We start from the raw sequence: 25,135 nt of genomic DNA, 5'->3' as shown, positions 1-25,135 counted from the left end.
GCTCTCCAGTACGTCACGGCGCTCCCGCGCTGTCAATGTCCGGCAGCGGACACGCCGGGGCCCGCGTGGGGGAAGGCTCTGTCGAAAAAGGCCCTGTCGAGGAAGCCCTTGCCGGGAGAGCCCCTGCCGGCAAGGTCCTCGCCGGGAAAAGCACGTGCCCGGCCCCGGCCCGCGGGTGCCGGAGTCCGGGGCACCCGAGGCCGGAGCCGGGCACATGCGGTCAGGGAAGCTCGAAGTTCTCCGTGAGGGCGGCGCCGCGGTGCGGCTTGTACAGGTCGTAACCGCGCGGGTTGCACTGGAGGCCACCGTTGATGCAGTGGGTCACCAGGGCGTCCAGGATGGCGGGGTCGTCCCAGGCGTTGAAGAAGTCGTAGTGCCAGGTGTAACCGCGCCCGCTGGCCAGCCGCGCCTGCGACAGGTCACCGCTGGCGGGGAAGGCGATCTTGAACTCCAGCATCGGCACCGCCACCGGGTGGCTGGGCGGGCAGTAGCCGCTGACGGGGTAGGACATGTGGCTCTTGTGGTTGGCGCTGTCGAGGTTGACGCCGTCCCAGCAGCTCGGCGCCTGGTAGCGGACGTTCACCTGGCTGCCCGCCACGCAGGACGTCGGGATGTCCCAGCTCTTGGAGATGTCGCCGCACTCGAAGCCCTCGACGGCGCCCGGGGAGTCGCGGAACTCGGCCAGCGTCGCGGTCGGGCTGCCGACGACGAAGCGCAGGCCCTGCGGAAAGGGCTGCACCTCCCAGTAGTTGAGGATGCCGGACTTGTAGTAGATGACCTGGTTGCCGGTCGGCTCGATCAGCTCGTTGCCCTTGTAGAAGCTCGGGAACCAGTAGGCCGACCTGTCGTGCGGGTTGGTGCACGAGGTGCCTCCGCCGAGGAGCGACGACTGCGTGCTGTTCGCGTTGGTCGTCCTGTTGCCGACGAAGGTGTGCATGTGCGAGGCGCCGGGCAGGCCGGGGTAGATGATCGGGTCGTCGGGCCGGTTCGCCGTCGGGGAGCAGTTGGCCTGGAACTCGTGGTGCGTCACCTCGTCGGTGAACGTCGGCTTCGGCCTCGGGGTGACCGGGGAGCCGCCGGTGCCGTACACCTTGAACTCCCACAGCGAGTAGCCGTAGCCGGTGCCCCGGGCGGTGCCGTGCATCCGCACGTACCGGCCCGAGCCCGAGACGTTGAGGGTCTGGGTGCCGCCGGTGCCGGTGGTGGTGGAGTAGACGTCGGTCCAGGAGGAGCCGTTGGCGGACGTCTGGATCTTGAACGACCTGCCGTACGCGCCCTCCCAGTTGAGGACGACCTGGGAGATCGTCGCGGTGCCGCCCAGGTCGACCTGGAGCCACTGCGGGTCGGCGGCGGCGCTGGACCACCGGGTCCCGTTGTCGCCGTCGAAGGCGGCCCCGGCGCCGTAACCGCCCCCTTCCGAGGAGGAGGCGGTCGCGGGCCGGCTCTGGGAGATCAGGCCGTCCGCCGCACCGGCGGGGGAGATGATCACCAGACCGGCCGCGACCAGCGCGGTGAGGGTGGCGGCGACCAGTCCCAGGCGGAACCTGACTGGACTTCGGGATGGGCGCATTGCCTCTCCTTCAGTGGGGGGTGGCCGTTGGGAACGGCACAGGGAGAGCGCTCTCCTATGAGGTTGATCCCCATTGTTGCGAATTGTCAAGACGACAGCCAACCAATCCGAAACCCGCCGTTCACGTCACCGACACAGGGACGCGCCCGCTTTCTCGCCGCGGACGCGTCGACGGACGTGCGGGAAAGTGGACTTTGAAGGGATATGTCCATCGAGGCGAGGTTTCGGGGGCGTGAGCAGCGCGTTTCGATCTCGCGAGAAGAAGGGCCTTGACACCGCTCGATCTCCAAGCGCACCCTCGATTACGGAGAGCGCTCTCCCCCCTCGCCGTTCCCTGGCGGGCATCCCCCTTTCGAGGAGAGATCGTGTATCCAGCTCGTAGTTCGGGCCGCTTCCGGTTGGGCCTGGTCCTCGCCGCCCTGGCGGCACTGGTCCTGTCCGGCCTGGCGTTCACCGGCCCTGCGGCGGCGGCCGACGGCCTGCTGTCGCAGGGCAGGACGGCGACGGCCTCGTCGTCCGAGGGCGCCGGTTACGTCGCGTCGCTGGCCGTCGACGGGAACCTGACGGGCACTCGCTGGGCCAGCGCGTTCAGCGACCCGCAGTGGCTCCAGGTCGACCTCGGAGAGACGGCCACGATCAGCCGGGTGGTGCTGACCTGGGAGGCCGCGTACGGCAGGGCCTTCAAGATCCAGACGTCGGCGAACGGCTCCTCCTGGACCGACGTCTACTCGACCACCACCGGCACCGGCGGCACCCAGACCCTGGACGTGACCGGCTCCGGCCGGTACGTGCGGATGCACGGCACCGCCCGGGGGACCGGCTACGGCTACTCGCTGTGGGAGTTCCAGGTCTACGGCAGCACGGGCGGCCCCCAGGAGCCGGAGGAGCCCGAGGAGCCCGGCACCTGGACCGAGGTGTGGAAGGACGACTTCAACGGAGCGGCCGGCACCTCCCCCTCGGCCGCCGACTGGATCCTGCGCACCGGCACCTCCTACCCCGGCGGCGCCGCGAACTGGGGCACCGGCGAGGTCGAGACCATGAGCGCCTCGACGGCCAACGTCTCCCTCGACGGCACCGGCAACCTGAACATCAAGGCGATCAGGGACGGCGCGGGCAACTGGACCTCCGGCCGGATCGAGACCCAGCGCACCGACTTCGCGCCGCAGCCGGGCGAGCTGCTCAGGTTCAGCGCCCGGCTCAAGCAGCCCGACGTCGCGAACGCCCTGGGCTACTGGCCCGGCTTCCGCGCGACCGGCGCCGCCTACCGGGGCAACTACAACAACTGGCCGTCCGTCGGCGAGACCGACATCATGACCGGCGTCAACGGCCGCGACCAGCTGGCCAACACCCTGCACTGCGGCACCGCGCCCGAGGGCGTGTGCAACGAGTACAACGGCCGCACCAGCGGTTTCGCCACCTGTGACGGCTGCCAGACCGGCTATCACGAGTACGCGCAGGTCATCGACCGCACCAAGACCGACGAGGAGATCCGCTTCTACCTCGACGGCAGGCAGACCTGGGTCGTGCGCCAGAGCCAGGTCGGCGTCACCGCGTGGCGGGCGGCCCTGCACCACGGCTTCTACCTCCGCCTCGACCTGGCCATCGGCGGCTCGCTGCCCAACGCGCTCGCGGGAACCACGACGCCGACCGCCGCCACCACCTCCGGCGGCGTGCTCAGCGTGGACCGGATCTCGGTCGCCAGGCAGGCCGGCACCGTCCCCGCCGCGATGACCGACCCGGCGACCCCCGCCGGGCCGAGCACCGTCAGGGTGACCGGTTCGCAGGGCAACTGGCAGCTCCAGGTGAACGGCGCCCCGTACGTGGTCAAGGGCCTGACCTACGGCCCGCCGCAGGCCGCGGCCGACGGCTACATGCGCGACCTCAAGAACATGGGCGTCAACACGATCCGCACCTGGGGCGTCGACGACACCCACACCCCGGCGCTGCTCGACAGGGCCGCCCAGCAGGGCATCAAGGTCATCGTCGGGCACTGGCTCAACCAGGGCGCCGACTACGTCAACGACACCGCGTACAAGAACAGCGTGAAGAACGAGATCGTCGCCAGGGTGAACGCCCTCAAGGGCCGCCAGGGCGTGCTCATGTGGGACGTCGGCAACGAGGTCATCCTCACCATGCAGGACCACGGCCTGCCGGCCGACGTGGTCGAGCAGCGGCGGGTGGCGTACGCGAAGTTCGTCAACGAGGTGGCGCAGGCGATCCACGCCGCCGACCCCGACCACCCGGTCACCTCCACCGACGCCTACACCCACGCCTGGACCTATTACAAGGCCCACTCCCCCGCCCTCGACCTGCTCGCGGTCAACTCCTACGGCGCCATCCACACCGTCAAGCCGGACTGGATCAGCGGCGGGTACACCAAGCCGTACGTCGTCACCGAGGCCGGGCCCGACGGCGAGTGGGAGGTTCCCAACGACGTCAACGGCGTCCCCGACGAGCCGACCGACCTGCGGAAGCGGGACCAGTACACCGCCAGCTGGAACGCGATCAAGGGCCACCCCGGCGTCGCGCTCGGCGCGACCGAGTTCCACTACGGCCTGGAGAACGACTTCGGCGGGGTGTGGCTCAACACCACCACCGGCGGCTGGCGCAGGCACGGCTACCACGCGCTCAAGGCGGCCTACACCGGGCAGCCCTCGGCGAACACTCCCCCGGAGATCACCTCGATGACGGTCGGCTCGCAGACCGCCGTCCAGGCCGGGAAGACCTTCACCGTCGAGGTCGCCGCGACCGACCCGAACAGCGACCTGATCCGCTACAACCTGATGTTCGGCAACAAGCACATCAACGGCAACCGCGGCTTCGACAACGTCAGGTTCGTCCAGACCGGCCCCGGCAGGTTCACGGTGACCGCGCCGGAGCAGATGGGCGTGTGGAAGGTGTACGTGTACGCCTTCGACGGGCACGGCAACGCGGGCATCGAGCAGCGGTCGTTCCGCGTCGTCCCGCCGACGGTCGCCGGGACCAACGTGGCTCTCGGCAAGCCGACCACCGCCTCCTCCTACCAGCCGACCGGCGACGGCGGCCCGTTCACCGCGAACCGGGCCACCGACGGCAGCTTCACCTCCCGGTGGGCCAGCGAGTGGGCCGACCCGCAGTGGATCCAGGTCGACCTCGGCGCGACCACCGCGATCAGGCACGTCCAGCTCGGCTGGGAGGGCGCCTACGGCAGGGCGTACCAGATCCAGACCTCCGCCAACGGCTCGACCTGGACCACCGTCCACTCGACCACGACCGGCGACGGCGGGTTCGACTCCGTCGACCTCAACGCGTCGGCCAGGTACGTCCGGGTGAACCTCACCCAGCGCGGCACGGCGTACGGCTACTCGCTCTGGGAGTTCGGCGTCTACAGCTAGTTCCTCGCACGAACCCGATCGACGGTGCCGCTCTCACCGCGTCCGGCACCGCGTCCGGCCCGCGAGGGAGCCGCACGCGCGAGTGACAGCCCGTTCCGAGGACACGCCGCCCGGGTCACCGACCCGGGCGGCGTGTCACCGGCCTCCTCCCGGAAGCCCTCCGGAAGTCCCGCGTCGGAAGTCCCGCGGAAGCCCTGCGAGGCTTTTGATCCCGACCGTCAGGCAACGCGTGAGGAGGGCACCGCCCAGGTTCTGCAGGAGCCGGGGTCGCCGCTCCTGAAACCGCGGTCGAGCCAGTGGACGATGTTCTTGCCCCTGGCGAACCGGCTGTCCTTCTTGTAGTTGTAGTCGCCGTTCCCCTTCACGAGTTCCAGCAGCGCGGGCCAGCCCTCGCTGCCCTGCCCCGCGCTCTTCCAGACGCTTCCCAGGAAGACTCCCCCCAGGCAGTCCGCCTGCAGGGTCGCGCGCCGGGCCTGTTCGAGACTCTCGGCCTGGCTCTTGTACGGCAACGAGCTGTGACCGTTGACGATGCCGGTGAGGGCCTGCAGATGACGGCCGTAGAGCCCGGCGACGTACTGGAAGTGGCAGAACACGTATCGAAACCCCGCTCCCCGCTCCCCGCTCCCCGCGACAGCCGCGGCCACGGTCGGCCGGGCATGGTCGACGTGAGCCCGCACGATCGCGGTTCCTAGAGCGTCCCGACGTACGCCCAGTCGCCCGCGTGCCGGGCGAAGCGGCTGTGCTCCTCCATGTGGCCCGCCTCGCCGCGCTCGACGTAGTGGGCGCGGAAGCGGACGGCGCCCTCGGTGTGGAAGGAACTGCCGCCGGTCGTCTCCAGCACCTCCAGGCGTGTCCACCGGACCGAGTCATCGAGCTCGACGACCGGTGGACGCGTCGACGGATGCCAGGTGCGCAGGAGATACCCGGCGTCGCCGACGCCGAAGGCGCTGAACCGCGACCGCATCAGCGCCTCGGCCGTCGTCGCGGACGCCTCGCCGCGGTGCAGCCGCCCGCAGCAGTCCCCGTACGTCGCGGGCAGCCCGCACGGGCATGAGGTGTCGGGCGCGGAACGGGCTCGGGACCGTGGATCACGTCGTGGCACGTCCCCAGTATGCCGCGAGCTCCACCGGGCCCGTTCCCTGCGCCTCAGGCGCGGCCCGGTGACCTGCGCGGTCCGTTCCCCGGGCTCGCCGGGCAGGTCCGTTCCCCGGGCTCGCCGGGCAGGCGTGAGAGCCGATCACCGTACCCGTCTCCGGCTCGGCGACCTACGGGACATGCCCCTGGCGCCCGTCCCCGGCACCGCTCGCGCGCCGGGCGCGGACCGCCATGATCAGGCAGGCGACGAAGGCGAGGGTGAAAAAGATCGCCAGCGGCCAGACAAGGCCGGGAACGGGATCGCACTCCGGGTCGTCCCACGGCACCCGTTTGAAGACGATGTCGCCGTCGTAGACCGGGCACCTGCTGTCAGGGTCGAGGTGGAGGAACGGCAGTTGCGTCAGACCGTAGGCGACCGTCGCCCACGCGGCGCAGGCCGATCCGGCCGCGAGCCCGCGCCAGAACCCGGGACGCCGCGACGCCGTGCCGCCTCGCCATTGGGCGCGTACCGCCCCGATGCCCGCCGCCAGAGCGAGGACGCAGGCCGCCAGAGCGAACAGCGGCCACGCCGCGACGAGCGCCAGTCCGGCGACAAAGAAGAACCCCAACATAGAGGGGCGAATCTACACAAAAATCGACGGAACGAGGCGTCGCCCGCACCGTCCATGCTCCCGTTTCTCAGTTCCCCGCCCGACGGTCGGGCCAGAGTCCCGTCGCCGCCAGCGCCTCCTCCGGGGACGAGACGTGCCTGACGCCGGCGACCGGATGCCCCTCGTGGTCGAGGATCCGCCAGCCGCCGAGCTGGACCACGGGGACACGGCCGTGCCGCATCGCGAACGCCAGCTCGGAGAGGGTGCCCCACGACCCGCCCACGACGATCACGGCGTCACCCGAGTTGACGATGACGATGTTCCGCGCCTCCCCGACACCGGCCGGGATCACGATGGAGAGATCCGGATTGGCGCCCTCCCCGTCCGCCCGGGACAGGATGCCGACCACCGTCCCGCCCGCCGATCTGGCCCCGGCCGCCACGGCGGCCATGACCCCCGTGTAACCACCGCAGATCACCACCGCACCGCGCTCCGCCAGCAACCGGCCGACCTCGCGGGCATTGGACTCGTCTTCGTCCGTGCAGTCGCGCGGGCCGCACACCGACACCTGGATCGTCACGACGGGATCATGCCCGCGAGCGACGACCATCGACCGGGAATCCCCGAGATGCCCGCAGCACGGGCGGCGAACGGAACGCCCCATCAACGGCGGGGATCACCGCCGGCAGCACGGTTGTGACGGTGCCGGTGCCGTCCCGACAAAGGGTGCCGTTCGCGCCGGCGTGCGGGATGCCGGGCCAGGTGATCGGCCGCTCGTCCTTGGTGAGCGCGATGCAGGAGCACACCAGCGCGTCTTGGAACGTGCTGGTGAGGGCGTCGGGCAGCGAATGCACGAGGAAATGCTCCTGGGAGGCAGGGGAGAGGACACGCGGCGCCCCTGGGTCCGCAGATCTTCACGATGTGGATCGAGAGCACAGAGCGGATCCTCGCGGCCGATGCAGGGGTGAGCACGCCCCGCGCACCTGACCGGTCTGGCCGGCCAGGCCGGCCTGGCCATTAGGGGCGACCCGGCCGACGTCCAAGGCAGGCGTACCGAGCGGAGGTGAAGGATTTATGAAACGAATCACACTCCGGTGTTGTGTGGAATTGTACGTAGAACGCTTATATGCACCCGCGCTGCTCACGGATCAATCAGCTGACCTTGACCTCCCTGACCAGTGCCTTCACCAAAAAGTACGGCAGTTGCACGCCGCCCAAGCCGCAGCCGCGGCCGCGGCTTCCGGGAATTCTGATGCGACATCTTGTTAAGCTCCCCTATGGGGGGTTAGCGGCTTTTCGCCCGAAAATCGAACTTTAAGCGTTATCGATGCATTTTGCATGCCCGGGAACATCGGGACTGCTCCCCCGGCGAGGCGAAAGCGCACCCGTATCAGCGGTATGGAAAGGGAACGTGTGAAACACGTCTACAAGGTTCTGGCCTATCTGATCGCCGTCGAAGTGGCCGTGCAGGCGGCGGCGGCGGTGTGGTTCGAGGCCGGGCTCACCGTATTCATCGGACAGGGCGGGGTGCTCGACAAGACACTCGCGGAGAGCGGTGAGGTGCCCTTCATTGAGGTCTTCGGTTTGGTCGTGCACGGGCTCAACGGGATGTTCGCCATCCCGGCCCTCGCGCTGATCCTGCTGATCTGCTCCTTCTGGGCGAAGGTCCCCGGCGCGGTGAAGGCGGCCGGGCTGGTGCTCCTGCTCGTCGTGCTCCAGGTCACCTTCGGCATCATGGGCGGCAACATCCCGCTCATGGGCGCCGTCCACGGGATCAACGCGCTGCTCCTGTTCGCCGCGGCGCTGTACGCGGCGCGGCTCAAGGCGGCCGCACAGGTACCGGCCACGCGGGAAGCACAGCCCGCGGCCCACGCCTGACATGCGCAGGAGTCGTCTGGCCTTCGCGAGTGCCGCCACCGTGGCCGTGCTCGGGCCGCTGCTCTGGCTCTGGCAGGACAGCCTGATGCCGGACACGTACTCGCTCACGGACATGGGGTACGCCGACTACGGCGGCGGGCCGGGCGGCTCCTCGGCCCACGGCGGGCACGCCGCCCATAGCGGGACCGCGCGTGACGTCACCCAGCTGGCCGCCGACGCCAAGCGTCCGGCGGATGTCGCCGTGACCATGGTCGCCCGCAAGCAGCGGTTCCGCCTGCCGTCCGGCCGTGACTTCGACGGGTACACCCTCAATGGCGCCTCCCCCGGCCCGACCGTCAGCGCGGTCGAGGGGCAACTGGTCGAGGTCCGGCTGGTCAACGAGTCGGTGCCAGGCGGCATCACCCTGCACTGGCACGGCGTGGACGTGCCCAACGCCGCCGACGGCGTGGCCGGGGTCACCCAGGACGCGGTCGGCGTCGGCGAGCAGTTCACCTACCGGTTCGTCGCCGACCAGACGGGCACCTTCTGGTACCACTCCCACCAGATGTCGCACGAGCAGGTGCGCGGCGGCCTGCTGGGGGCGCTCGTGGTCACGCCGGCCTCCGGTGCGGGCAAGAGGGTCGACGTCGTGGCGCTGTCTCACCTGTATCGCGGGGTGCGCACGATCAACGGGTACGAGGGTGACGTCCGCGTCGAGGCGCCGCCCGGCGCGCGGGCCCGGGTGCGGGTGATCAACACCGAGTACGGCGTCATGCAGACCTGGGTGAGCGGCGTCCCCTTCCGGCTCGCCGCCGTGGACGGCACGGAGCTCAACGGGCCCGCGCCGGTGCGGGACACCGCCGTGGCGGTGGCCGCCGGCGGGCGGACCGATCTGGAGGTGACCATGCCGGCGGACGGCTCGCCGGTGCGGGTCCACCTCGGCGGGCCGACCGGCGTCGTGCTCGGCTCGAAGTCGTACGACCTGCCTCCGCTTCCCCGCCCGGCGGCGACGCTGGACCCGCTCACCTACGGCACCCCGGCGCGGCTCGCCTTCGACCCCGCCGCGCCGAACCGGCGCTTCAACTACGACATCGGACGCCGCCCCGGCTTCCTGGACGGCGTCCCCGGACTGTGGTGGACCATCAACGGCGGGCTCTACCCCGACGTGCCGATGTTCCACGTGAGGGAGGGCGACGTGGTGCGGATGCGTGTCTCCAACCACAGCGGCGAGGCCCATCCCATGCACCTGCACGGCCATCACGCGGTGGTGCTCAGCCGCGACGGCGTGCCCGCCACCGGAAGCCCCTGGTGGGTGGACTCCCTGGAGGTCGGCTCGGGCGAGACGTACGAGATCGCCTTCGTCGCCGACAACCCGGGCCTGTGGATGGACCACTGCCACAACCTGCCGCACGCCTCCGAAGGACTCACCGCCCACCTGATGTACGAGGGCGTCACCACCCCGTTCACCGTGGGCGGCCCGGCGGGGAACGTGCCGGAGTGAGCTGTCACGGCCTTCAACGGTGGCTTCTCCTGGCGATAGAGCCTGGGGCCTTTTCCATCTCGGCTAGCTGCTAGCGAACCTCGAAGACCATCCGCGCCGCGCGCCGGCGCACTTCCTGCGGGATCCCGCCGGCGGTGGCCTGGCCCGGGCGTACCTCCACCGACGATCAGCGAGATCCCACCCTGTCCCTGCCCCGGCAGCCGCGCGGCTGCCGGGACGCCTTGCCGGACGGCGCCCTGATCGTCGCCCATTTCTACGACGTCGAGTCCGGGCGGACGAATCCGGCCGCCCGGGGCCGCGACAACGCATACGAGGCGTTCGACGGTCCGGGAGCTTCCTCCGGACCGGGTTCTTGCTGTTCAGGCGCCTACTTCAGGAGCTGCCTGGCCATCACCATGCGCTGGATCTGGTTCGTCCCCTCGTAGATCTGGGTGATCTTCGCGTCGCGCATCATGCGCTCGACCGGATAGTCGCTGGTGTAGCCGTACCCGCCCAGGAGCTGGACGGCGTCGGTGGTGATCTCCATGGCGGCGTCGGAGGCGGCGCACTTGGCGGCGCTGGACAGGAAGGTGAGGTCCTTCTGCGGCTCGCCGTGCATGGCCAGCTCGGACCTGGCCGCGGCGGCGTAGGTGAGCTGGCGGGCGGCCTCCAGCTTCATGGCCATGTCGGCGACCATGAACTGGACGCCCTGGAACTCGGCGACGGCCTTGCCGAACTGCCTGCGCTCCTTGACGTAGCCGATCGCGTAGTCCAGCGCGCCCTGGGCGATGCCGAGCGCCTGGGCGGCGATGGTGATGCGGGTGTGGTCCAGGGTGGCCAGCGCGGTCTTGAAACCGGTGCCGGGCTCGCCGATCATCCGGGACGCGGGGATCCGCACGTTCTCCAGGATGACCTGGCGGGTCGGGGAGCCCTTGATGCCGAGCTTGCGCTCCTTGGCCCCGAAGCTGACGCCCTCGTCGCCCTTCTCCACGACGAACGCGGAGATGCCCCTCGCCCCGACGCCCGGCTCGGTGACGGCCATCACCGTGTAGTACTCCGACACCCCGGCGTTGGTGATCCACATCTTGGCGCCGTCGAGCACGTAGTGGTCGCCGTCGAGGACCGCGCGGGTCTTCATGGCGGCGGCGTCGCTGCCCGCCTCGGCCTCCGAGAGGGCGTACGAGAACATCGCTTCGCCCCGCGCGACCGGCGTGAGATAGCGCTCCTTGAGCTCCTCGGAGGCCGAGAGCAGCAGCGGAACGGTGCCGAGCTTGTTGACGGCGGGAATCAGCGAGGACGAGGCGCAGGCCCGCGCCACCTCCTCGATGACGATCACCGTCGCGAGGGCGTCGGCCCCGGCGCCGCCGTACTCCTCGGGGATGTGCACGGCGTGCAGGTCCGCCGCGACGAGCGCCTTGTAGCTGTCCGCCGGGAACTCCGCCGTCTCGTCGGCCTCGGCGGCGCGAGGGGCGATCTTCTCGTCGGCGAGGGCCCGGACCGTCTCGCGGAGCATCTCGTGCTCCTCGGGCAGTGCGTAGAGAGGGTAGCTCATGGGCAAATACTAGGACGTCCAACAAAATCTGGAGCGCTCCACCCCATGTGATATGTACTCCGGCGTTTGCGCAGGTGGCAAAGTAGAAGCGCTAGATGCCGGTACCCTGTCGGCAAAGAATTGGGCAGAACCGAAAGGAGCACCAGTGGCCTACCGCCTGACGATGGTGGGAACCGGATACCTCGGTGCGACGACGTCCGCATGCATGGCCGAGCTGGGCTTCGAAGTCCTCAGCCTCGACGTGGACGCGGAGAAGATCGACCGCCTGCGGGCCGGCGATCTGCCCATCTACGAGCCGGGTCTGCAGGAGATCCTGCGGCGCAACCTGGCCAACGGCCGATTGCGCTTCACCACCTCGTACGAGGAGGCCGCGGCCTTCGGCGACGTGCACTTCCTGTGCCTGGGCACCCCCCAGAAGCCGGGAGAGTACGCGGCCGACGTGTCCTACCTGGACGCCGCGATCGAGTCGCTCGCCCCCCACCTGAACCGCGAGTGCCTGATCGTCGGCAAGTCGACCGTCCCGGTCGGCACCGCGCAGCGCCTCGCCGACAAGCTGGCCCGGCTGGCACCCATCGGCGCGGGCGCCGAGCTGGCCTGGAACCCGGAGTTCCTCCGGGAGGGCTTCGCGGTGAAGGACACCCTGCACCCCGACCGGATCGTGCTCGGCGTCGCCTCCGACAGGGCCGAGAAGGTCATGCGGGAGGTGTACGCCTCCATGCTGGAGATGGGCACCCCGATGGTCATCACCGACTACCCCACGGCCGAGCTGGTCAAGGTGGCCGCCAACGCCTTCCTCGCCACGAAGATCTCCTTCATCAACGCGATGGCCGAGGTCTGCGAGGCCGCGCACGCCGACGTCAAGCAGCTGTCCCTGGCGCTGTCCTTCGACGACCGCATCGGCGGCAAGTTCCTGAACCCCGGTCTCGGCTTCGGCGGCGGCTGCCTGCCCAAGGACATCCGGGCCTTCATGGCCAGGGCCGGGGAGCTCGGCGCCGACCAGGCATTGACCTTCCTGCGGGAGGTCGACGCGATCAACATGCGCCGCCGCGCCCGCATGGTCGACCTGGCCCGCGAGCTGGCCGGGGGCTCCTTCCGGGGCTGCACGGTCGCGGTGCTCGGCGCCGCGTTCAAGCCCAACTCCGACGACATCCGCGACTCGCCCGCCCTGGACGTCGCCGTCAAGATCAGCGAGCAGGGTGGCCGGGTCACCGTCTACGACCCCGTCGCCCAGGAGAACGCCCGCAAGGCCCATCCCGGGCTCTCCTACGGCGCCTCCGCCCTGGACGCGGCCAAGGACGCCCACGTCGTGCTGCTGCTGACCGAGTGGCAGGAGTTCATCGCCATGGATCCCGAGGAACTGGGTTCCGTGGTGGCCTCCCGCAAGATCGTCGATGGTCGCAACGCCCTCGACGCCGAGACCTGGCGGGCCTCCGGCTGGCACTACCGCGCCCTCGGGCGCCCCTGAGCCCGGCCCGCCCTTCGCGCGCCGAGCCCTTCGCGGCCCTTCGCGGCCCTTCGCGCGTTCCCGGACATGACAACGGGTTCCCGGTTGATCCGGGAACCCGTCGGGTAAGCGTCGACTTCTCAGGGACCACATAGGTCACCGTGGCTTTCTCGCGTCATTCAGTGCCAGACCTCACCAGTGGTCCCAGCGGTACCAGCGACGCCAGCGGCGACGACGGCGACGGCGATAGCGCCAGTACGGATCGTGGGCGGGCCAGCCCCCTCCCGGGAACATCGTGATACCCATGAGGACGCCCCCTTTCGCAGTAATCTCGCGGATATGACAATTACTACGATATGGGACATATAGCCACAAAAGGGACTAGCCGCTTCTAGATTAGCTATAGAACGTTTTTGAGGGTTATTACGGTAAGACCGCTCCCATTGTGGCGAATGCGGGTCGCCTCGCGAAACCACTTCTTCCTGTGCGTTCGACAAAAGGACCTTTACCCTGGCGAGAAGCCGGCGACCGTGAGGGTGAGCCCCGCGAGCACCGCTTCTTTCACCAGGCCGGACCGGTACGCGATCCGAGCGCGGCCATCGGGTAAAGCTCCCGGAAGGCACCCGGCGAGAAGGCCCCGTCCTCGGCGGAGGCCTTCTACCGGCCCCGGTCCCGCCCGGTCAGTTGTCGAACTCGCCGAGCTTCACGCCCCCGACGAAGGCGTCCCACTCCGAGCGGGTGAAGAACAGCTTCGGCCCGTCGGGATTCCTGGAATCGCGCAATACGTAAAGAGAGCCCGAACCGGCCTTGTGACCCTCCGCCGGGGCGTCGATCACGGCCACCTCGACGCAGTTGCCGCCGTCGTCCCCCTCCGGGGTCGCCCTGCGCCAGACGGCCCTGCTGAGGTCTGCTTCCACGTCGTCTCACCTTCGCTATGTCGGCGGTCGCCCGTTGGGCGGAGTGTTCGAGCGGATCGCCCCCGTGACCGGCACGCCTGCGCCACGTCCCGGGAGCACCCCGTGACGCGTCCCTCCGGCACCGGGCTCCCACGAACGGCACCGGTCTCCACGAAGGGCACCGGCTCCATGAGCGGCGGCGGTTCCGTGAGCGGCGGCGGGTTCCACGAGGACAGTATCCGGACCGCCCGCGACGTCCGCAACGACAAAGGCGCAGGACGCGCGCCCGGCACGGCGACCCGTCCGGAAGACCGTGCGGCGTCGGCGGTGACCGGGCCGCACGACGCCGATGGCGGCCACGGAGCTCGTCCGGGCGTACGACGTCGGGGGCCGCGGGGGCCGGGGCCACAGGGCCACAGGGCCACAGGGCCACAGGGCCACGGGGCCACAGGGGCCACAGGGGCCACAGGGGCCACGTCGGAGGCCGCGAGGGCTAGCGCGTCGAGACGGAACTCACCGCGGAGTCGACGGGCTTGCCGCCCTCACCCGCGCCCAGGCTCCCCCACACCGCCAGCACCGCCATCGTGAGTCCGAGGACGGCGCGGATAGCGTTCCTCATGATTCTCAACCTCCGAGATATTTGAAGATCCTCCCCCTTCCCTCCGCGTCCTCTTCTATCCGCGATGCTGTCAAGCCATCGGCCAAAAGTGGTGATATCAGGCGCCGAGCTGGGCGGCCTCGGCCCGGAGTCTCGCGCCCTTGGCGTGGGCCTGATCCTTGAGAGCGACCTGGAACGCCTCCATCTTCACCCGCAGCCCCTCGTCGGCGGCGGCGAGGATCCGCACGGCCAGCAGGCCCGCGTTGCGGGCGCCCCCGACGGCGACGGTCGCGACAGGAACCCCCGCGGGCATCTGGACGATCGACAGGAGAGAGTCGAGGCCGTCGAGATACTTCAGCGGGACGGGGACGCCGATCACCGGCAGCGGGGTCACCGACGCGAGCATGCCCGGCAGGTGAGCGGCTCCTCCGGCACCCGCGATGATCACCTTTAGCCCGCGCCCGGCCGCCTCCGCGCCGTACGCGATCATCTCCTCGGGCATGCGGTGCGCGGAGACCACGTCGGCCTCGAACGCCACCCCGAACTCGGCCAGCGCCTCGGCGGCGAGTTTCATCACCGGCCAGTCGGAGTCGCTGCCCATGACGATGCCGACGGTGGTCATTACGTCTCCTTGCCTCGCGGCCCGAGGGCCGCGCGCGTTCGCGGTGGTGCCGTGGTCAACGCCGGTGTGGCGCTTTCGTCGGCGGTACGGGGGCTCCGGACGATCTCGGCGCCCTTCCGGTGGTGCGGGGGCTTTCGGCGACCCCGGCCCCTCGCGGTCCCGGCGCCCCGGCGCGGGCCGGGATGCGGGCAGGAAGGGCGAAGCCGGGGATGCGGGCCGGAAGGGCGAACCTGCCAGCCCGCCGGCTCAGGTGTATCTTCCCTCGGTGAGGTAGACGGCGGCGTGCCGGGCACGCGCGCGGACCTCGTCCAGGTCGGTGCCCATCGCGGTGACGTGGCCGATCTTGCGCCCCGGCCGCACCTCCTTGCCGTAGAAGTGGACCTTGATCCCCGGGTCGTGGGCCATCACATGCTCGTACCGGGAGAAGATGTCCGGGTCGTCACCGCCCAGGAGGTTGGCCATCACCACCACGGGGGCGGTCGGCGCGGGCGACCCGAGCGGGAGGTCGAGGATCGCGCGCAGGTGCTGCTCGTACTGGGAGGTGCGGGCCCCGTCGATCGTCCAGTGGCCGCTGTTGTGCGGGCGCATGGCCAGCTCGTTCACCACCAGCCCCGAGGAGGTGGCGAACATCTCCACGGCCAGCAGCCCGGTGACGCCCAGCTCCTTGGCGATGGTCAGGGCGATCCGCTGGGCCAGCGCGGCCCACTCGGGGTCGAGGCCGGGAGCGGGGGCGAGCACCTCGACGCAGATGCCGTCGCGCTGGACGGTCTCCACCACCGGGTAGCTCACGCCCTGCCCGTGCGGCGACCTGGCGACCAGCACGGCGAGCTCCCGCTCGAACGGCACGAACCCCTCGGCCATCAGCGGCACGCCGGAGGCCAGGACCTCGGTCGCGTCGTCCGCGGAGCGGCAGACCCAGACGCCGCGCCCGTCGTAGCCGCCCCGGACCGCCTTGAGCACGACCGGCCAGCCGTTCTCCGCGGCGAACTCCTCGACGTCGGCGGCCGTCTCGACCCGCCGCCAGGGCGGGCAGGGCACGCCGATCGCGGTCAGCCGCTCGCGCATCACGGCCTTGTCCTGGGCGTGGACGAGCGCGCCGGCCCCGGGGTGCACGGCGAAGCCGTCCTCGGCCAGGGCCCGGACGTGCTCGGTGGGCACGTGCTCGTGGTCGAAGGTGACCGCGTCACATCCCTTGGCGAGATCGCGCAGGTCGGCCAGGGACCGGTAGTCGCCCAGACGCACGTCGGCGATCACGCGGGCGGCGCTCTCGTCGGGCGAGTTGGCCAGCACCCGCAGCTCGATGCCGAGGGCGATGGCCGCCTGCTGTGTCATCCGGGCCAGCTGGCCCGCTCCGATCACGCCGACGACGGGTCCGATGGGACTGGCCAAAGAAGGGCTGCTCACAGCGGTTAAGTTTACTGTCACGCGGTACGGGACCGGGCGGCGGGCGGATGGCAGGCGGGTGTCGGGCGACCTGCCGGGACCCGCGAAGGGCCTGCCGGTGACCGGGAACGGCCGTCCGCGGGCGCTCAGTCCGCCGTGAGGGTGGCGAGGCCGCGGCGCAGGCCGGTCGTGGCGAGCTTGGAGCCGCTGCCGCCGATCACGGTGGCGACGAGCACGACCTCGGTCCCGGTCAGTTTCGCGGCTCTGGTCCTGCCGGTGAAGCCGCGCAGGTCGGCCCTGCCGTAGAGGGGACGGGCCAGCGAGGAACGGCCCTGACGGGCTCTCTGCCGGTATTCGATCTCCAGGGCGTGGATGACCAGGGCGCCGCCGGTGGGCAGCAGCAGCGCGCGCTGAGGGCCGACGAGCAGGCGGACGTCGGCGGTGAGGCGGTCGGGCCGCACGCTCAGCGGCCGCCTGACCAGATCGTCGAAGAGGCCCCGGACCGGGTCTCCCCTGGGGAAGGTCACCCCGCTCACCCCCGCCGGGTCGGTCAGGTAGGTCAGGTAGCGCTGCGGCACGAGACGGGCCCTGACCCCCGTGTCGGGGTCGTCGGCGGGTACCGCGCCCTCGGTCGGCTCGCGGATCTCGCCCAGGATCGGGATGGGACCGGCGCCGAGCCGCCACTCGCCGTCCTCCTGGAGGAACAGGAAGTAGGCCGGGTCGGGCTCGCGAGCCAGGGCGACGAACCAGCGGTCCTGGCCGTCGACGCCGGGCAGGTACAACTCCACGTCGGTGTAGGACTTCCTGGCGGGGGCTGGGCGGCCGTTCCGGGTCGCCTCGCAGGCACGACCGCCCAGCGCTCTCTCCGCCCAGGTGGTGAGCTTCCCGACGGTCGCGCAGTCCCGGTCGCGCCAGGCCTTGTCGAGTCTTCCCAGCAGCGCGAAGGCCTTGGACGCCTCGGCGAGCTCCACCCCGGCGGACGCCTCACGCGACGGGCCGGTCTCGGGGGCGGTACCCGGCGTGTCGCTCCCCGCGCCACAGCCGGTCATCATCGACAGACCGAGGATCAAGGCGAGGAGTCGGCGGCGCAAGGGTTGATCCCCGGGGTAGTGGCCGTCGCGTACGGCAGTCCGTCTGGACCGATCACAGGAAGCGGAGGTTTCTGGGGGCTTCCCGTGATCTGGGGGATCAGCGTAACGCCAATACCCCCTATTTATCCGGCCTTATACGACATTTATTGAAAAAGTACCTGTTGACGGCTATGGACATCAACGAGTCAACCTCGCGCGGATCATGCCTCCTCACCGGTAGCCTGGCCCGAAGAGTGTTCGAGGTCCTCCGACGCGGCGGATCAGCAGCCGACCCCCGAAAGGACCGTGCAGGAAACGTGGAGTTTCTCCGACTCGCCTACCGGCGGCTCGCCGAGCTGGCACGAGAGCTGGCGAAGTTCGGGACGATCGGCGCGGTCGCCTTCGTGATCGACACCGGCGGCACCAACCTGCTGAGGTTCGGCGTCGGCTGGGGGCCGCTCACCTCCAAGGTCATCGCCACGATCGTCGCGGCCACCTTCGCCTATCTCGGCAACCGCTACTGGACGTTCAGGCACCGGGAGCAGAGCGGCCTAGCCCGCGAGTACTTCCTGTTCTTCGTCCTCAACGGCATCGGCCTGCTCATCTCGCTGCTGGTGATCGGTTTCGTGACCTACACCCTGGGTCTGCAGGACGTGCTGAGTTACAACATCGCCCTGCTCACCGGCACCGCCCTCGGCACCCTCTTCAGGTTCTGGTCGTACAAGAAGTGGGTCTTCCTGCCCGGCACGCCGCCGGACGAGCCGGCCGGAGCCCTCCCCGGCACGCCACCGAGCCGGCCGGCGACACCGAACAACCAGGTCAACGGCCACATGTATCTCCTGAACAAGACCTCGGAGGAGAACGCGCCGCCCCCCGGCCCGCGTTAGTAGCCCCCCGGCCCGCGTTAGTACCGCCGCCCCCGGCCCGCGTTGGTACCTACGCCCCCTGCCGGCGTCGGCCCGCCGCGCCCCGGTCGGCACGGCCCCCTTCGCGCGGCCCGGAAGCCGTCACGCCCGGAAGCCGTCACGCCCGGAAGCCGTCACGCCCGGAGCCCCGGCCGGAGCGCTCAGGCGGGCCCGCGCACGACGCGGTTCCGGCCCGGCTCGCCCACCTGGCGCAGGAAGAACGCGAACGTCGCCGGACGCGCCCGTACGAGCTCCAGGCGTCCCCCGTCGGCGGCGGCCAGCGCCCTGGCGAGGGGCAGGCCGAGACCCGTGCTGCCGCGCCCGCTCACGTTCCGTTCGAAGACCCTGGGGGCCAGCTCGTCGGGAATGCCGCTCCCCTGGTCGGCGACCTCGATCACGATGGACCTGTCCCTGGCGCTGGTGGTCACCGTCACCGTGCCGCCGCCGTGCTCCAGCGAGTTCTCCAGCAGGGTGGAGATCACCTGGCCGATGCCGCCGCCGGTGCCCAGCGCCTGGAGGCCGCGCGTGCCGACCAGGTTCAGCCGCCGCCCGGCCCTGCGGAACGCCGGGCCCCACTCGATGAACTGCTGATCGAGCAGCACGTCGAGCTCGACGATCTCGGACTGCGCCTGACGCTGCCGTCTGGCGGTGGCCAGCAGCTCGTCGATCACAGCGGTGAGCCGCTCGGCCTGCACGATGGCGGCCTCGCCCTCCTCCTTGACGATCCCCGGCTCGTCGGCGGCGGCGACGATCTCCTCGAGTCTCATGGTCAGGCCGGTGAGCGGGGTGCGGAGCTGGTGGGAGGCGTCGGTCGCGAACTCCCGCTCCCTGGCCAGGAGGTCGGAGATGCGGGTCGCGCTGCGGTCGAGCACCTCGGCCACCCGATCGAGTTCCTGGATGCCGTAACGGTGCTTGCTCGGTCTGGCGTCACCGGAACCGAGCCGCTCAGCGATCATCGCAAGGTCGCTGAGCGGTAACGTCAGGCGGCGTGACTGGACGATGGCGAGCCCGACCGCGACCGCGAGGGCAGCGGCGGCGAGTCCCAGGATGAGGAACAACCACGCGCGGACCTCACGCTCCACTCCCGTCTTGTCCCGGCTGACCGCGACGTACACGCCGTTCTCCGACTGTGCGTCCTCGGTCATCTTCTGGCTCTCGGGGGGCTCGGTGCCCACCGTTATCACCTGGGGAGGAGTCCCCTTCGCGTAAATCTGGATGTAGAGATCGGGATACTTGCGTTCCAGCTGTTGCTCGTCGACGGGCTGGTCCTGGATCCGGGCGTACTCGACCTCCCCGAGCAGGCTTTTGGCATGGGAGGAGAGTTCCTGGGTCGCCTCCTCCTCGATGAGCCGGTTGACCGCCACACCGAGGGGAATGCCGAGCAGCAACACCCCGATGACCGCGACGAGGAGAGTTGAGGAGAGCAGACGGCGGCGCATCTCCTACTCGCGCTCGAACCTGAAGCCGACTCCTCGAACGGTTGTGATGTATCGGGGCTTGGCGGCGTCGTCACCGAGTTTCCGGCGTAGCCACGAGATGTGCATGTCCAGGGTCTTGGTCGAACCCCACCAGTTGGTGTCCCACACCTCGCGCATGATCTGCTCTCGGGTAACCACCTTTCCGGCGTCGCGGACCAGGACCCTCAGCAGGTCGAACTCCTTTGTGGTCAGATGCAGCTCCTTGTCTCCCATCCACGCGCGACGGGAGTCGGCGTCGATGCGCACGCCCTGGACCACGGGCGTCTCGGATGTGCCGCGCCGCAGCAGCGCGCGGACGCGCGCCAGCAGCTCGGCGAGGCGGAAGGGCTTGGTCACGTAGTCGTCGGCCCCGGCGTCGAGGCCCACCACCGTGTCGACCTCGTCGACACGGGCGGTGAGGATCAGCACGGGAGTTCCGTGGCCCTCGGCGCGGATGCGCCGGGCCACCTCCAGGCCGTCCATCTCGGGCAGGCCCAGGTCGAGAACGATCAGGTCGATGCCACCTGACAGCGCCCGCTCCAGAGCCTGCGGGCCATCAGGGCTCACCTCTACTTGATAACCCTCGCGGCGCAGAGCTCGCGCCAGTGGCTCGGAAATCGAGGTGTCATCCTCGGCGAGTAGTACACAGGTCATGTTGCGATCGTAGGACCTTAGGGGATCGTTTCCCGGGTACAGCGCGCGGTTTGACTCGTCGTTGACCTATCCATTGACCTGGGCAAACACTGATAAATCCCGGATAGTCATCCCGCAACGGCCGAGGGCCACGGAGTAGGTCTCCCGCATTGGAAGTCCCTGGAAAGCACAGGCTCACCAAAGGATGGAGCGACAAAACAGAACACGCCCTGCCAGAAGGGATCCGGCGGGCGTGTTCTGCTTGATTCACCTCAGGAGGCCGACGGCGGCTCGGCGTAGCGGGCGAGATAGAGCTGCTCTCCAAGACTCCCGATGAGACCGAGCTCGGTCTCCAGGTAGTCGATGTGGCGCTCCTCGTCCTCGAGGATCTCCTCGAACAGGCGGGCCGAGGTGGCGTCGCCCTTCTCCCGCATCAGGATGATGGCCGGCTTCAGCCGGGTGACCACCTCGAGCTCGACATCCATGTCGGCGCGGAGCTGCTCGGCGACGGTCTGGCCGATGTGCAGGGTGCCCAGCTTCTGGTAGTTGGGCAGGCCTTCGAGGAAGAGGATGCGATCGGTCAGCTTCTCCGCGTGGCGCATCTCGTCGATGGACTCTTCGCGGGTGTATTTGGCCAGCCTGGTGTATCCCCAGTTCTCCTGCATCTTGGCGTGCAGGAAGTACTGGTTGATCGCGGTCAGCTCTGCGGTCAGCTGCTCGTTGAGCAGTTCGATGATTTTCTTGTCGCCCTGCATGGCGAGCTCCTCGTGCTATGCGGTCGGCATTAAATCTTCGGACCGCTTTAGGATCGCACAGATTTTGCGCACGCAAGAAGCACAGTCGCCACCGGCGCCCGTGGCATCACGGATCTGGCGCGCACTCTTGGCCCCTGCCGAGATGCAGTCGTGCACCTCGTTCTCGGTGACCGCGCGGCAGAGGCATACGTACACGGGGATGCGACCTTTCTGGAGGTTATCATAGGTTAGGCACACCTAAGCTAACTCATTTGGTTAGGCTTGCCTATGTGAACTAGGACACAAACCCTTAATCCCTCCGTCACAAGCACGAATTTCCCGTCTGGAAAATCCCATCCCGACCTGCGGAAACACCCCGGGCGGTCCCGGCGGCGCCCCGCGGACGTCTCGCCGGCACGAATCCCCGCGAGCACGGGACACGCCCGCCGAAAACACGAACGCGCCCCGGCGAAGGCCGGGGCGCGTGATCGGGCCGAGCGCGGTGAACCGCGGGTCAGTGGCCTCTGGCCAGCCACTCCTCCAGGTGCCCCGCCTCCGCGCCGATGGAGGTGGAGGCGCCGTGACCGGTGTGCACGGCCGTACCCGGCGGCAGGTCGAGCAGCCGCCCCTTGATCGACTCGATGATCGTGTCGAAGGAGGAGAAGGACCTCCCCGTCGCGCCGGGACCGCCGTTGAACAGGGTGTCGCCGGTGAAGACCGCGCCGATGTCCGCCCCGTACAGGCAGACCGCGCCCGGGGCGTGGCCCGGCGTGTGCAGCACGGTCAGCTCGATCCCTCCGGCCGAGAGCACCTGCCCGTCCTCGATCGGGGTGTACGGCAGGTCGGTGTAGACCATCTCCCACAGCACCTGGTCGGCCGGGTGAAGCAGGATCGGCGCGCCCGTCCGAGCGGCGAGGTCGGCCGCCGCGTCGATGTGGTCGTTGTGCGCGTGGGTGCAGACGATGGCCTTGACCTTGCGGCCACCGACCCGCTCGGCGATCGCGGCGGCGTCGTGCGCGGCGTCGACGACGAGGACCTCGCTGGCCGAGCCGACGATCCAGACGTTGTTGTCGACGTCCCACGTCCCGCCGTCCAGCGAGAACGTGCCGGAGGTGACGACCCTGTCGATCACAGGACCACCACCGAGCGCAGGACCTCGCCACGGTGCATCTTGGCGAAGGCGTCCTCGACGTCGCCGATCCCGATCGTCTCGGAGACGAAGCGGTCGAGGTCGAGCCGCCCCTGGAGGTAGAGGTCGATGAGCATGGGGAAGTCGCGGCTGGGCAGGCAGTCGCCGTACCAGGAGGACTTCAGCGCGCCGCCGCGGCCGAAGACGTCGAGCAGCGGCAGCTCCAGCTTCATGTCCGGGGTGGGCACCCCGACCAGGACCACGGTCCCTGCCAGGTCGCGGGCGTAGAAGGCCTGCTCGTAGGTCTCGGGGCGGCCGACCGCCTCGATGACCACGTCGGCGCCGTTGCCGCCGGTGAGCTCCTTGACCGTCTCGACCACGTCGGAGGTGCGGGAGTTGACCGTGTGGGTGGCGCCGAAGTCCTTGGCCCAGCCGAGCTTGCGGTCGTCCACGTCCACCGCGATGATCTTCGAGGCGCCCGCCAGCCGGGCCCCCAGGATGGCCGCGTCACCGACGCCGCCGCACCCGATGACCGCCACGCTGTCACCGCGGGTCACCCCGCCGGTGTTGATCGCGGCACCGAGGCCCGCCATCACGCCGCAACCCAGCAGCCCGGCCACCTGCGCCGGCGCCGCCGGGTCGACCTTGGTGCACTGCCCGGCCGCGACCAGCGTCTTCTCGATGAAGGCGCCGATGCCCAGGGCCGGGCTGAGCGGCGTGCCGTCCTCCAGGGTCATCTTCTGGGTGGCGTTGTGGGTGTTGAAGCAGTACCAGGGACGGCCCCGCAGACACGCCCGGCAGTCGCCGCACACGGCCCGCCAGTTCAGGATCACGAAGTCACCGGGCGCCACCTCGGTGACGCCCTCACCGACCGCCTCGACCACCCCGGCCGCCTCGTGGCCGAGCAGGAAGGGGAACTCGTCGTTGATGCCGCCCTCGCGGTAGTGCAGGTCCGTATGACAGACGCCACAGGCCTGAACCGTCACCACGGCCTCGCCAGGGCCCGGATCGGGCACGATAACGGTCTCCAGCGATACGGGCTCGCACTTGCCACGCGCGACCACGCCTTGCACGGTGTACGGCATGTCCTGCACCTCATCTGTCATGGTTTCGACCCTCGCGGGCCCGCTTACCGGTTGAACGGTCCTGGGGCGCCCAGTCTCAATGATTACCAGCCCGGCGCAACACGTACGGCTGCACGACCCCCAGGCCGCGGGCCGGCCGCTGGCGGATGCGGCCGACCTCGACGCCGGGCGCGTCCTTCAGCGCCTCGGCCAGCCTGTCGTCGACGACGACGCTGCCGGGGCGGGCGATGGCCGTGAGCCTGGCCGCCAGGTTCACCGTCGTGCCGAAGACGTCGCCCATGATCGGAAGCACCGGGCCGTACGCCAGCCCGACCCGCACGTCGAGCCCGTACTGGCGGACCGCGCCGATCAGGTCCAGGGCGATCACCGCGGCCGTCCGCGGGTCGGTCGCGGTGAAGAACACCTCGTCACCGAGTGTCTTGACCATCCGCCCGCCGTGCTCGGCGACGACGTCGGAGGCCCGCGACTCGAAGCCCTCGACCAGCTCGGCCAGGCCCCGCTCGTCCAGCTCGCGGGAGACCCGGGTGAAGGAGACCAGGTCGGCGAAGCCCACCGCGAGGGTGAGCCGGGCCGGCACGATCTCGTCGGTGATGTCGGCGAGCGTCAGCAGGCGGGTCCCGGCGGCGGCGAGCTGGGCGCGCCAGACGTGGACCAGCACCCGCTCGAAGTCGGGGAGCAGCCGGCGCGAGGTCTCCATGACCGCCGCCAGGTCCTCGTCGGTGGGCCGGCGGCCGGGGTCGAGCATGGCGCCGATCATGATCTCGGCCTGCCACTGGGCGAGCCTCGCCGTCGTCTGGCCGAGTGCCCTCGCCATCCGGATGACGGTCCGGTCGTCCAGCAGGCCGCTCTCCATCATCGCCCGGACCCGTTCCAGCGCGGCCACGTCCGCGTCGGTAAAGGCCACGGTGTCGTCGGGGAGCGTGGCGAACCCCAGCGCGCGCCAGATCCGCTCGGTGAGCTCCTGCGGCAACCGGGCCAGGCTCGCCACCTGGATCCGGGTGTAGCGGGGAGAGGCGCCGACGAAGAGGTGCTCGATCTGCCCGGCCGTCGGGCGTCCGGCGGGAACCTCCGTCTCGTCCCCACCCTCCGCCGGGCCCAGGAGGTCAGGCCCCATGGGTCACCGCCCGCCGGGTTCCGAGGGCTCCCCGTCCGCCGCGTCGTCGATCGCGCGGAACAGCTCGGCCCGCACCTCCTGGATCCGGGGGATGTCCCGCAGCGTGATCCGGCCGTGGTCGCCCGCCGACTCGACGACCAGCGTGCCGCAGCCGAAGAGCCTCTCCAGGAGGGTCTGGTCGGCGCTGACCGTGTTCACCTTGGTCATCGGGATGTCGTCGACGGACGTGTTCAGCACCCCGGTGCCGATGGTGAACCGGTGCGAGGTGAGGACGTACGAGGTGTTCTTCCAGCGCAGGTACGGGATGAAAGACCACACGGTCAGCAGGCCGACGGCGACCACGGCCACCGCGACGAGCGCGTGGAACCGGTACTCGAAGTCGGGCATGAAGAAAAGAGCGGCGCCGGAACCCACGATGATCAGGATCAACGCGAGGAACGGGCCGATAAGTCGCTTCCAGTGAGGGTGGAACGACCTGATCCGTCGCTCCCCCTCCGTCATGTGATGATCGGGTAGACCCATGGGGCAAATCGTGGCACGCCCGCAT

At 69.8% G+C, this 25,135-nt stretch carries 25 protein-coding genes; 5 read left to right on the top strand and 20 right to left on the bottom strand.

Annotation, left to right across the window (positions count from 1 at the left end; translation table 11 throughout):
- Window positions 1-220: 220 nt before the first annotated feature.
- The gene (locus AB0F88_RS08555) at window positions 221-1,570 is read right to left on the bottom strand and encodes a DUF1996 domain-containing protein (protein WP_362679061.1); all 1,350 of its coding nucleotides are present in this window, start codon (window positions 1,568-1,570) and stop codon (window positions 221-223) included.
- Between the two features lie 365 nt (window positions 1,571-1,935).
- Here AB0F88_RS08555 and AB0F88_RS08550 point away from each other — a divergent pair, with 365 nt between their 5' ends.
- Window positions 1,936-4,944, top strand: coding sequence for a discoidin domain-containing protein (locus tag AB0F88_RS08550; protein ID WP_362679058.1), 3,009 nt, complete (start codon window positions 1,936-1,938; stop codon window positions 4,942-4,944).
- Window positions 4,945-5,162: 218 nt separating this feature from the next.
- Here AB0F88_RS08550 and AB0F88_RS08545 read toward each other — a convergent pair whose 3' ends face one another.
- The 5 genes from AB0F88_RS08545 to AB0F88_RS08525 all read right to left on the bottom strand — a co-directional run bounded on the left by AB0F88_RS08545 (window position 5,163) and on the right by AB0F88_RS08525 (window position 7,483).
- The gene (locus AB0F88_RS08545; RefSeq protein WP_362679055.1) at window positions 5,163-5,621 is read right to left on the bottom strand and encodes a hypothetical protein; all 459 of its coding nucleotides are present in this window, start codon (window positions 5,619-5,621) and stop codon (window positions 5,163-5,165) included.
- Between the two features lie 11 nt (window positions 5,622-5,632).
- Entirely contained in the window at window positions 5,633-6,046 is a 414-nt protein-coding gene (locus tag AB0F88_RS08540) for a YchJ family metal-binding protein (RefSeq protein ID WP_362679052.1), read from the bottom strand.
- Window positions 6,047-6,209: 163 nt separating this feature from the next.
- The gene (locus AB0F88_RS08535) at window positions 6,210-6,650 is read right to left on the bottom strand and encodes a hypothetical protein (RefSeq protein ID WP_362679049.1); all 441 of its coding nucleotides are present in this window, start codon (window positions 6,648-6,650) and stop codon (window positions 6,210-6,212) included.
- A gap of 67 nt (window positions 6,651-6,717) precedes the next feature.
- The gene (locus tag AB0F88_RS08530) at window positions 6,718-7,209 is read right to left on the bottom strand and encodes a TIGR00725 family protein (protein WP_362679046.1); all 492 of its coding nucleotides are present in this window, start codon (window positions 7,207-7,209) and stop codon (window positions 6,718-6,720) included.
- A gap of 7 nt (window positions 7,210-7,216) precedes the next feature.
- Window positions 7,217-7,483 (bottom strand): hypothetical protein, encoded by a 267-nt coding sequence (locus AB0F88_RS08525; protein WP_362679043.1) that lies wholly within the window; start codon window positions 7,481-7,483, stop codon window positions 7,217-7,219.
- Between the two features lie 544 nt (window positions 7,484-8,027).
- On the opposite strand from AB0F88_RS08525, the gene AB0F88_RS08520 reads away from it, so the two are divergent.
- Entirely contained in the window at window positions 8,028-8,507 is a 480-nt protein-coding gene (locus tag AB0F88_RS08520) for a hypothetical protein (RefSeq protein ID WP_362679039.1), read from the top strand.
- 1 nt (window position 8,508) lies between these two features.
- Entirely contained in the window at window positions 8,509-9,987 is a 1,479-nt protein-coding gene (locus tag AB0F88_RS08515) for a multicopper oxidase family protein (protein WP_362679036.1), read from the top strand.
- A gap of 367 nt (window positions 9,988-10,354) precedes the next feature.
- Here AB0F88_RS08515 and AB0F88_RS08510 read toward each other — a convergent pair whose 3' ends face one another.
- Entirely contained in the window at window positions 10,355-11,518 is a 1,164-nt protein-coding gene (locus AB0F88_RS08510; protein WP_362679033.1) for an acyl-CoA dehydrogenase family protein, read from the bottom strand.
- A gap of 163 nt (window positions 11,519-11,681) precedes the next feature.
- Here AB0F88_RS08510 and AB0F88_RS08505 point away from each other — a divergent pair, with 163 nt between their 5' ends.
- Window positions 11,682-12,983 carry a UDP-glucose/GDP-mannose dehydrogenase family protein gene (locus AB0F88_RS08505; protein ID WP_362680590.1) on the top strand — a complete coding sequence of 434 codons (1,302 nt, stop codon included), beginning with the start codon at window positions 11,682-11,684 and terminating at the stop codon, window positions 12,981-12,983.
- Window positions 12,984-13,642: 659 nt separating this feature from the next.
- On the opposite strand, the gene AB0F88_RS08500 is transcribed toward AB0F88_RS08505, so the two are convergent.
- The 5 genes from AB0F88_RS08500 to AB0F88_RS08480 all read right to left on the bottom strand — a co-directional run bounded on the left by AB0F88_RS08500 (window position 13,643) and on the right by AB0F88_RS08480 (window position 17,552).
- Window positions 13,643-13,879: a DUF397 domain-containing protein gene (locus AB0F88_RS08500; RefSeq protein WP_362679031.1), complete on the bottom strand. Its 237-nt coding sequence runs from the start codon at window positions 13,877-13,879 to the stop codon at window positions 13,643-13,645.
- Between the two features lie 472 nt (window positions 13,880-14,351).
- Entirely contained in the window at window positions 14,352-14,477 is a 126-nt protein-coding gene (locus AB0F88_RS08495) for a hypothetical protein (protein WP_362679028.1), read from the bottom strand.
- Window positions 14,478-14,574: 97 nt separating this feature from the next.
- Complete coding sequence (gene purE / locus AB0F88_RS08490) at window positions 14,575-15,078, bottom strand: 5-(carboxyamino)imidazole ribonucleotide mutase (RefSeq protein WP_362679025.1); 504 nt, start codon at window positions 15,076-15,078, stop codon at window positions 14,575-14,577.
- 246 nt (window positions 15,079-15,324) lie between these two features.
- Window positions 15,325-16,482, bottom strand: coding sequence for a 5-(carboxyamino)imidazole ribonucleotide synthase (locus AB0F88_RS08485; RefSeq protein ID WP_362679022.1), 1,158 nt, complete (start codon window positions 16,480-16,482; stop codon window positions 15,325-15,327).
- 125 nt (window positions 16,483-16,607) lie between these two features.
- Entirely contained in the window at window positions 16,608-17,552 is a 945-nt protein-coding gene (locus AB0F88_RS08480) for a hypothetical protein (RefSeq protein WP_362679019.1), read from the bottom strand.
- A 296-nt stretch (window positions 17,553-17,848) separates the two neighbouring features.
- Between AB0F88_RS08480 and AB0F88_RS08475 the strand changes: the two genes are divergently transcribed.
- Window positions 17,849-18,418, top strand: a complete 570-nt coding sequence (locus AB0F88_RS08475) for a GtrA family protein (protein WP_362679016.1) — start codon at window positions 17,849-17,851, stop codon at window positions 18,416-18,418.
- 179 nt (window positions 18,419-18,597) lie between these two features.
- On the opposite strand, the gene AB0F88_RS08470 is transcribed toward AB0F88_RS08475, so the two are convergent.
- The 8 genes from AB0F88_RS08470 to AB0F88_RS08435 all read right to left on the bottom strand — a co-directional run bounded on the left by AB0F88_RS08470 (window position 18,598) and on the right by AB0F88_RS08435 (window position 25,110).
- Window positions 18,598-19,875 (bottom strand): ATP-binding protein, encoded by a 1,278-nt coding sequence (locus tag AB0F88_RS08470; RefSeq protein ID WP_362679013.1) that lies wholly within the window; start codon window positions 19,873-19,875, stop codon window positions 18,598-18,600.
- Window positions 19,876-19,878: 3 nt separating this feature from the next.
- Complete coding sequence (locus AB0F88_RS08465; protein WP_012888073.1) at window positions 19,879-20,547, bottom strand: response regulator transcription factor; 669 nt, start codon at window positions 20,545-20,547, stop codon at window positions 19,879-19,881.
- A 251-nt stretch (window positions 20,548-20,798) separates the two neighbouring features.
- Window positions 20,799-21,281, bottom strand: a complete 483-nt coding sequence (gene bfr, locus AB0F88_RS08460) for a bacterioferritin (RefSeq protein ID WP_362679010.1) — start codon at window positions 21,279-21,281, stop codon at window positions 20,799-20,801.
- Between the two features lie 15 nt (window positions 21,282-21,296).
- Window positions 21,297-21,476, bottom strand: a complete 180-nt coding sequence (locus tag AB0F88_RS08455) for a (2Fe-2S)-binding protein (protein WP_362679007.1) — start codon at window positions 21,474-21,476, stop codon at window positions 21,297-21,299.
- Between the two features lie 298 nt (window positions 21,477-21,774).
- Window positions 21,775-22,392 carry an MBL fold metallo-hydrolase gene (locus tag AB0F88_RS08450; protein ID WP_362679004.1) on the bottom strand — a complete coding sequence of 206 codons (618 nt, stop codon included), beginning with the start codon at window positions 22,390-22,392 and terminating at the stop codon, window positions 21,775-21,777.
- Complete coding sequence (locus AB0F88_RS08445) at window positions 22,389-23,474, bottom strand: S-(hydroxymethyl)mycothiol dehydrogenase (RefSeq protein ID WP_362680587.1); 1,086 nt, start codon at window positions 23,472-23,474, stop codon at window positions 22,389-22,391. The genes AB0F88_RS08450 and AB0F88_RS08445 overlap by 4 nt, the downstream gene beginning before the upstream one ends.
- Window positions 23,475-23,550: 76 nt before the next feature.
- A complete protein-coding gene (locus AB0F88_RS08440) occupies window positions 23,551-24,588 on the bottom strand; it encodes an adenylate/guanylate cyclase domain-containing protein (protein ID WP_362679001.1) in 1,038 nt (345 codons plus the stop codon).
- A 3-nt stretch (window positions 24,589-24,591) separates the two neighbouring features.
- The gene (locus tag AB0F88_RS08435; protein WP_362678998.1) at window positions 24,592-25,110 is read right to left on the bottom strand and encodes a PH domain-containing protein; all 519 of its coding nucleotides are present in this window, start codon (window positions 25,108-25,110) and stop codon (window positions 24,592-24,594) included.
- Window positions 25,111-25,135: the final 25 nt, after the last annotated feature.

This window comes from Streptosporangium sp. NPDC023963 (assembly GCF_040639135.1).
GTDB lineage: Bacteria > Actinomycetota > Actinomycetes > Streptosporangiales > Streptosporangiaceae > Streptosporangium.
The sequence above is the reverse complement of the archived record's forward strand: the minus strand, read 5'-3'. Positions and strand labels throughout refer to the sequence as shown.

Excerpts from the sequence above, each read along its gene's own strand:
- AB0F88_RS08555 (WP_362679061.1), bottom strand. The coding sequence starts at position 1,570 with ATGCGCCCATCCCGAAGTCCAGTCAGGTTCCGCCTGGGACTGGTCGCC.
- AB0F88_RS08535 (WP_362679049.1), bottom strand. The coding sequence starts at position 6,650 with ATGTTGGGGTTCTTCTTTGTCGCCGGACTGGCGCTCGTCGCGGCGTGG.
- AB0F88_RS08520 (WP_362679039.1), top strand. The coding sequence starts at position 8,028 with ATGGAAAGGGAACGTGTGAAACACGTCTACAAGGTTCTGGCCTATCTG.
- AB0F88_RS08515 (WP_362679036.1), top strand. The coding sequence starts at position 8,509 with ATGCGCAGGAGTCGTCTGGCCTTCGCGAGTGCCGCCACCGTGGCCGTG.
- AB0F88_RS08510 (WP_362679033.1), bottom strand. The coding sequence starts at position 11,518 with ATGAGCTACCCTCTCTACGCACTGCCCGAGGAGCACGAGATGCTCCGC.
- AB0F88_RS08505 (WP_362680590.1), top strand. The coding sequence starts at position 11,682 with ATGGTGGGAACCGGATACCTCGGTGCGACGACGTCCGCATGCATGGCC.
- AB0F88_RS08495 (WP_362679028.1), bottom strand. The coding sequence starts at position 14,477 with ATGAGGAACGCTATCCGCGCCGTCCTCGGACTCACGATGGCGGTGCTG.
- purE (WP_362679025.1), bottom strand. The coding sequence starts at position 15,078 with ATGACCACCGTCGGCATCGTCATGGGCAGCGACTCCGACTGGCCGGTG.
- AB0F88_RS08470 (WP_362679013.1), bottom strand. The coding sequence starts at position 19,875 with ATGCGCCGCCGTCTGCTCTCCTCAACTCTCCTCGTCGCGGTCATCGGG.
- AB0F88_RS08465 (WP_012888073.1), bottom strand. The coding sequence starts at position 20,547 with ATGACCTGTGTACTACTCGCCGAGGATGACACCTCGATTTCCGAGCCA.
- bfr (WP_362679010.1), bottom strand. The coding sequence starts at position 21,281 with ATGCAGGGCGACAAGAAAATCATCGAACTGCTCAACGAGCAGCTGACC.
- AB0F88_RS08445 (WP_362680587.1), bottom strand. The coding sequence starts at position 23,474 with ATGCCGTACACCGTGCAAGGCGTGGTCGCGCGTGGCAAGTGCGAGCCC.
- AB0F88_RS08440 (WP_362679001.1), bottom strand. The coding sequence starts at position 24,588 with ATGGGGCCTGACCTCCTGGGCCCGGCGGAGGGTGGGGACGAGACGGAG.
- AB0F88_RS08435 (WP_362678998.1), bottom strand. The coding sequence starts at position 25,110 with ATGGGTCTACCCGATCATCACATGACGGAGGGGGAGCGACGGATCAGG.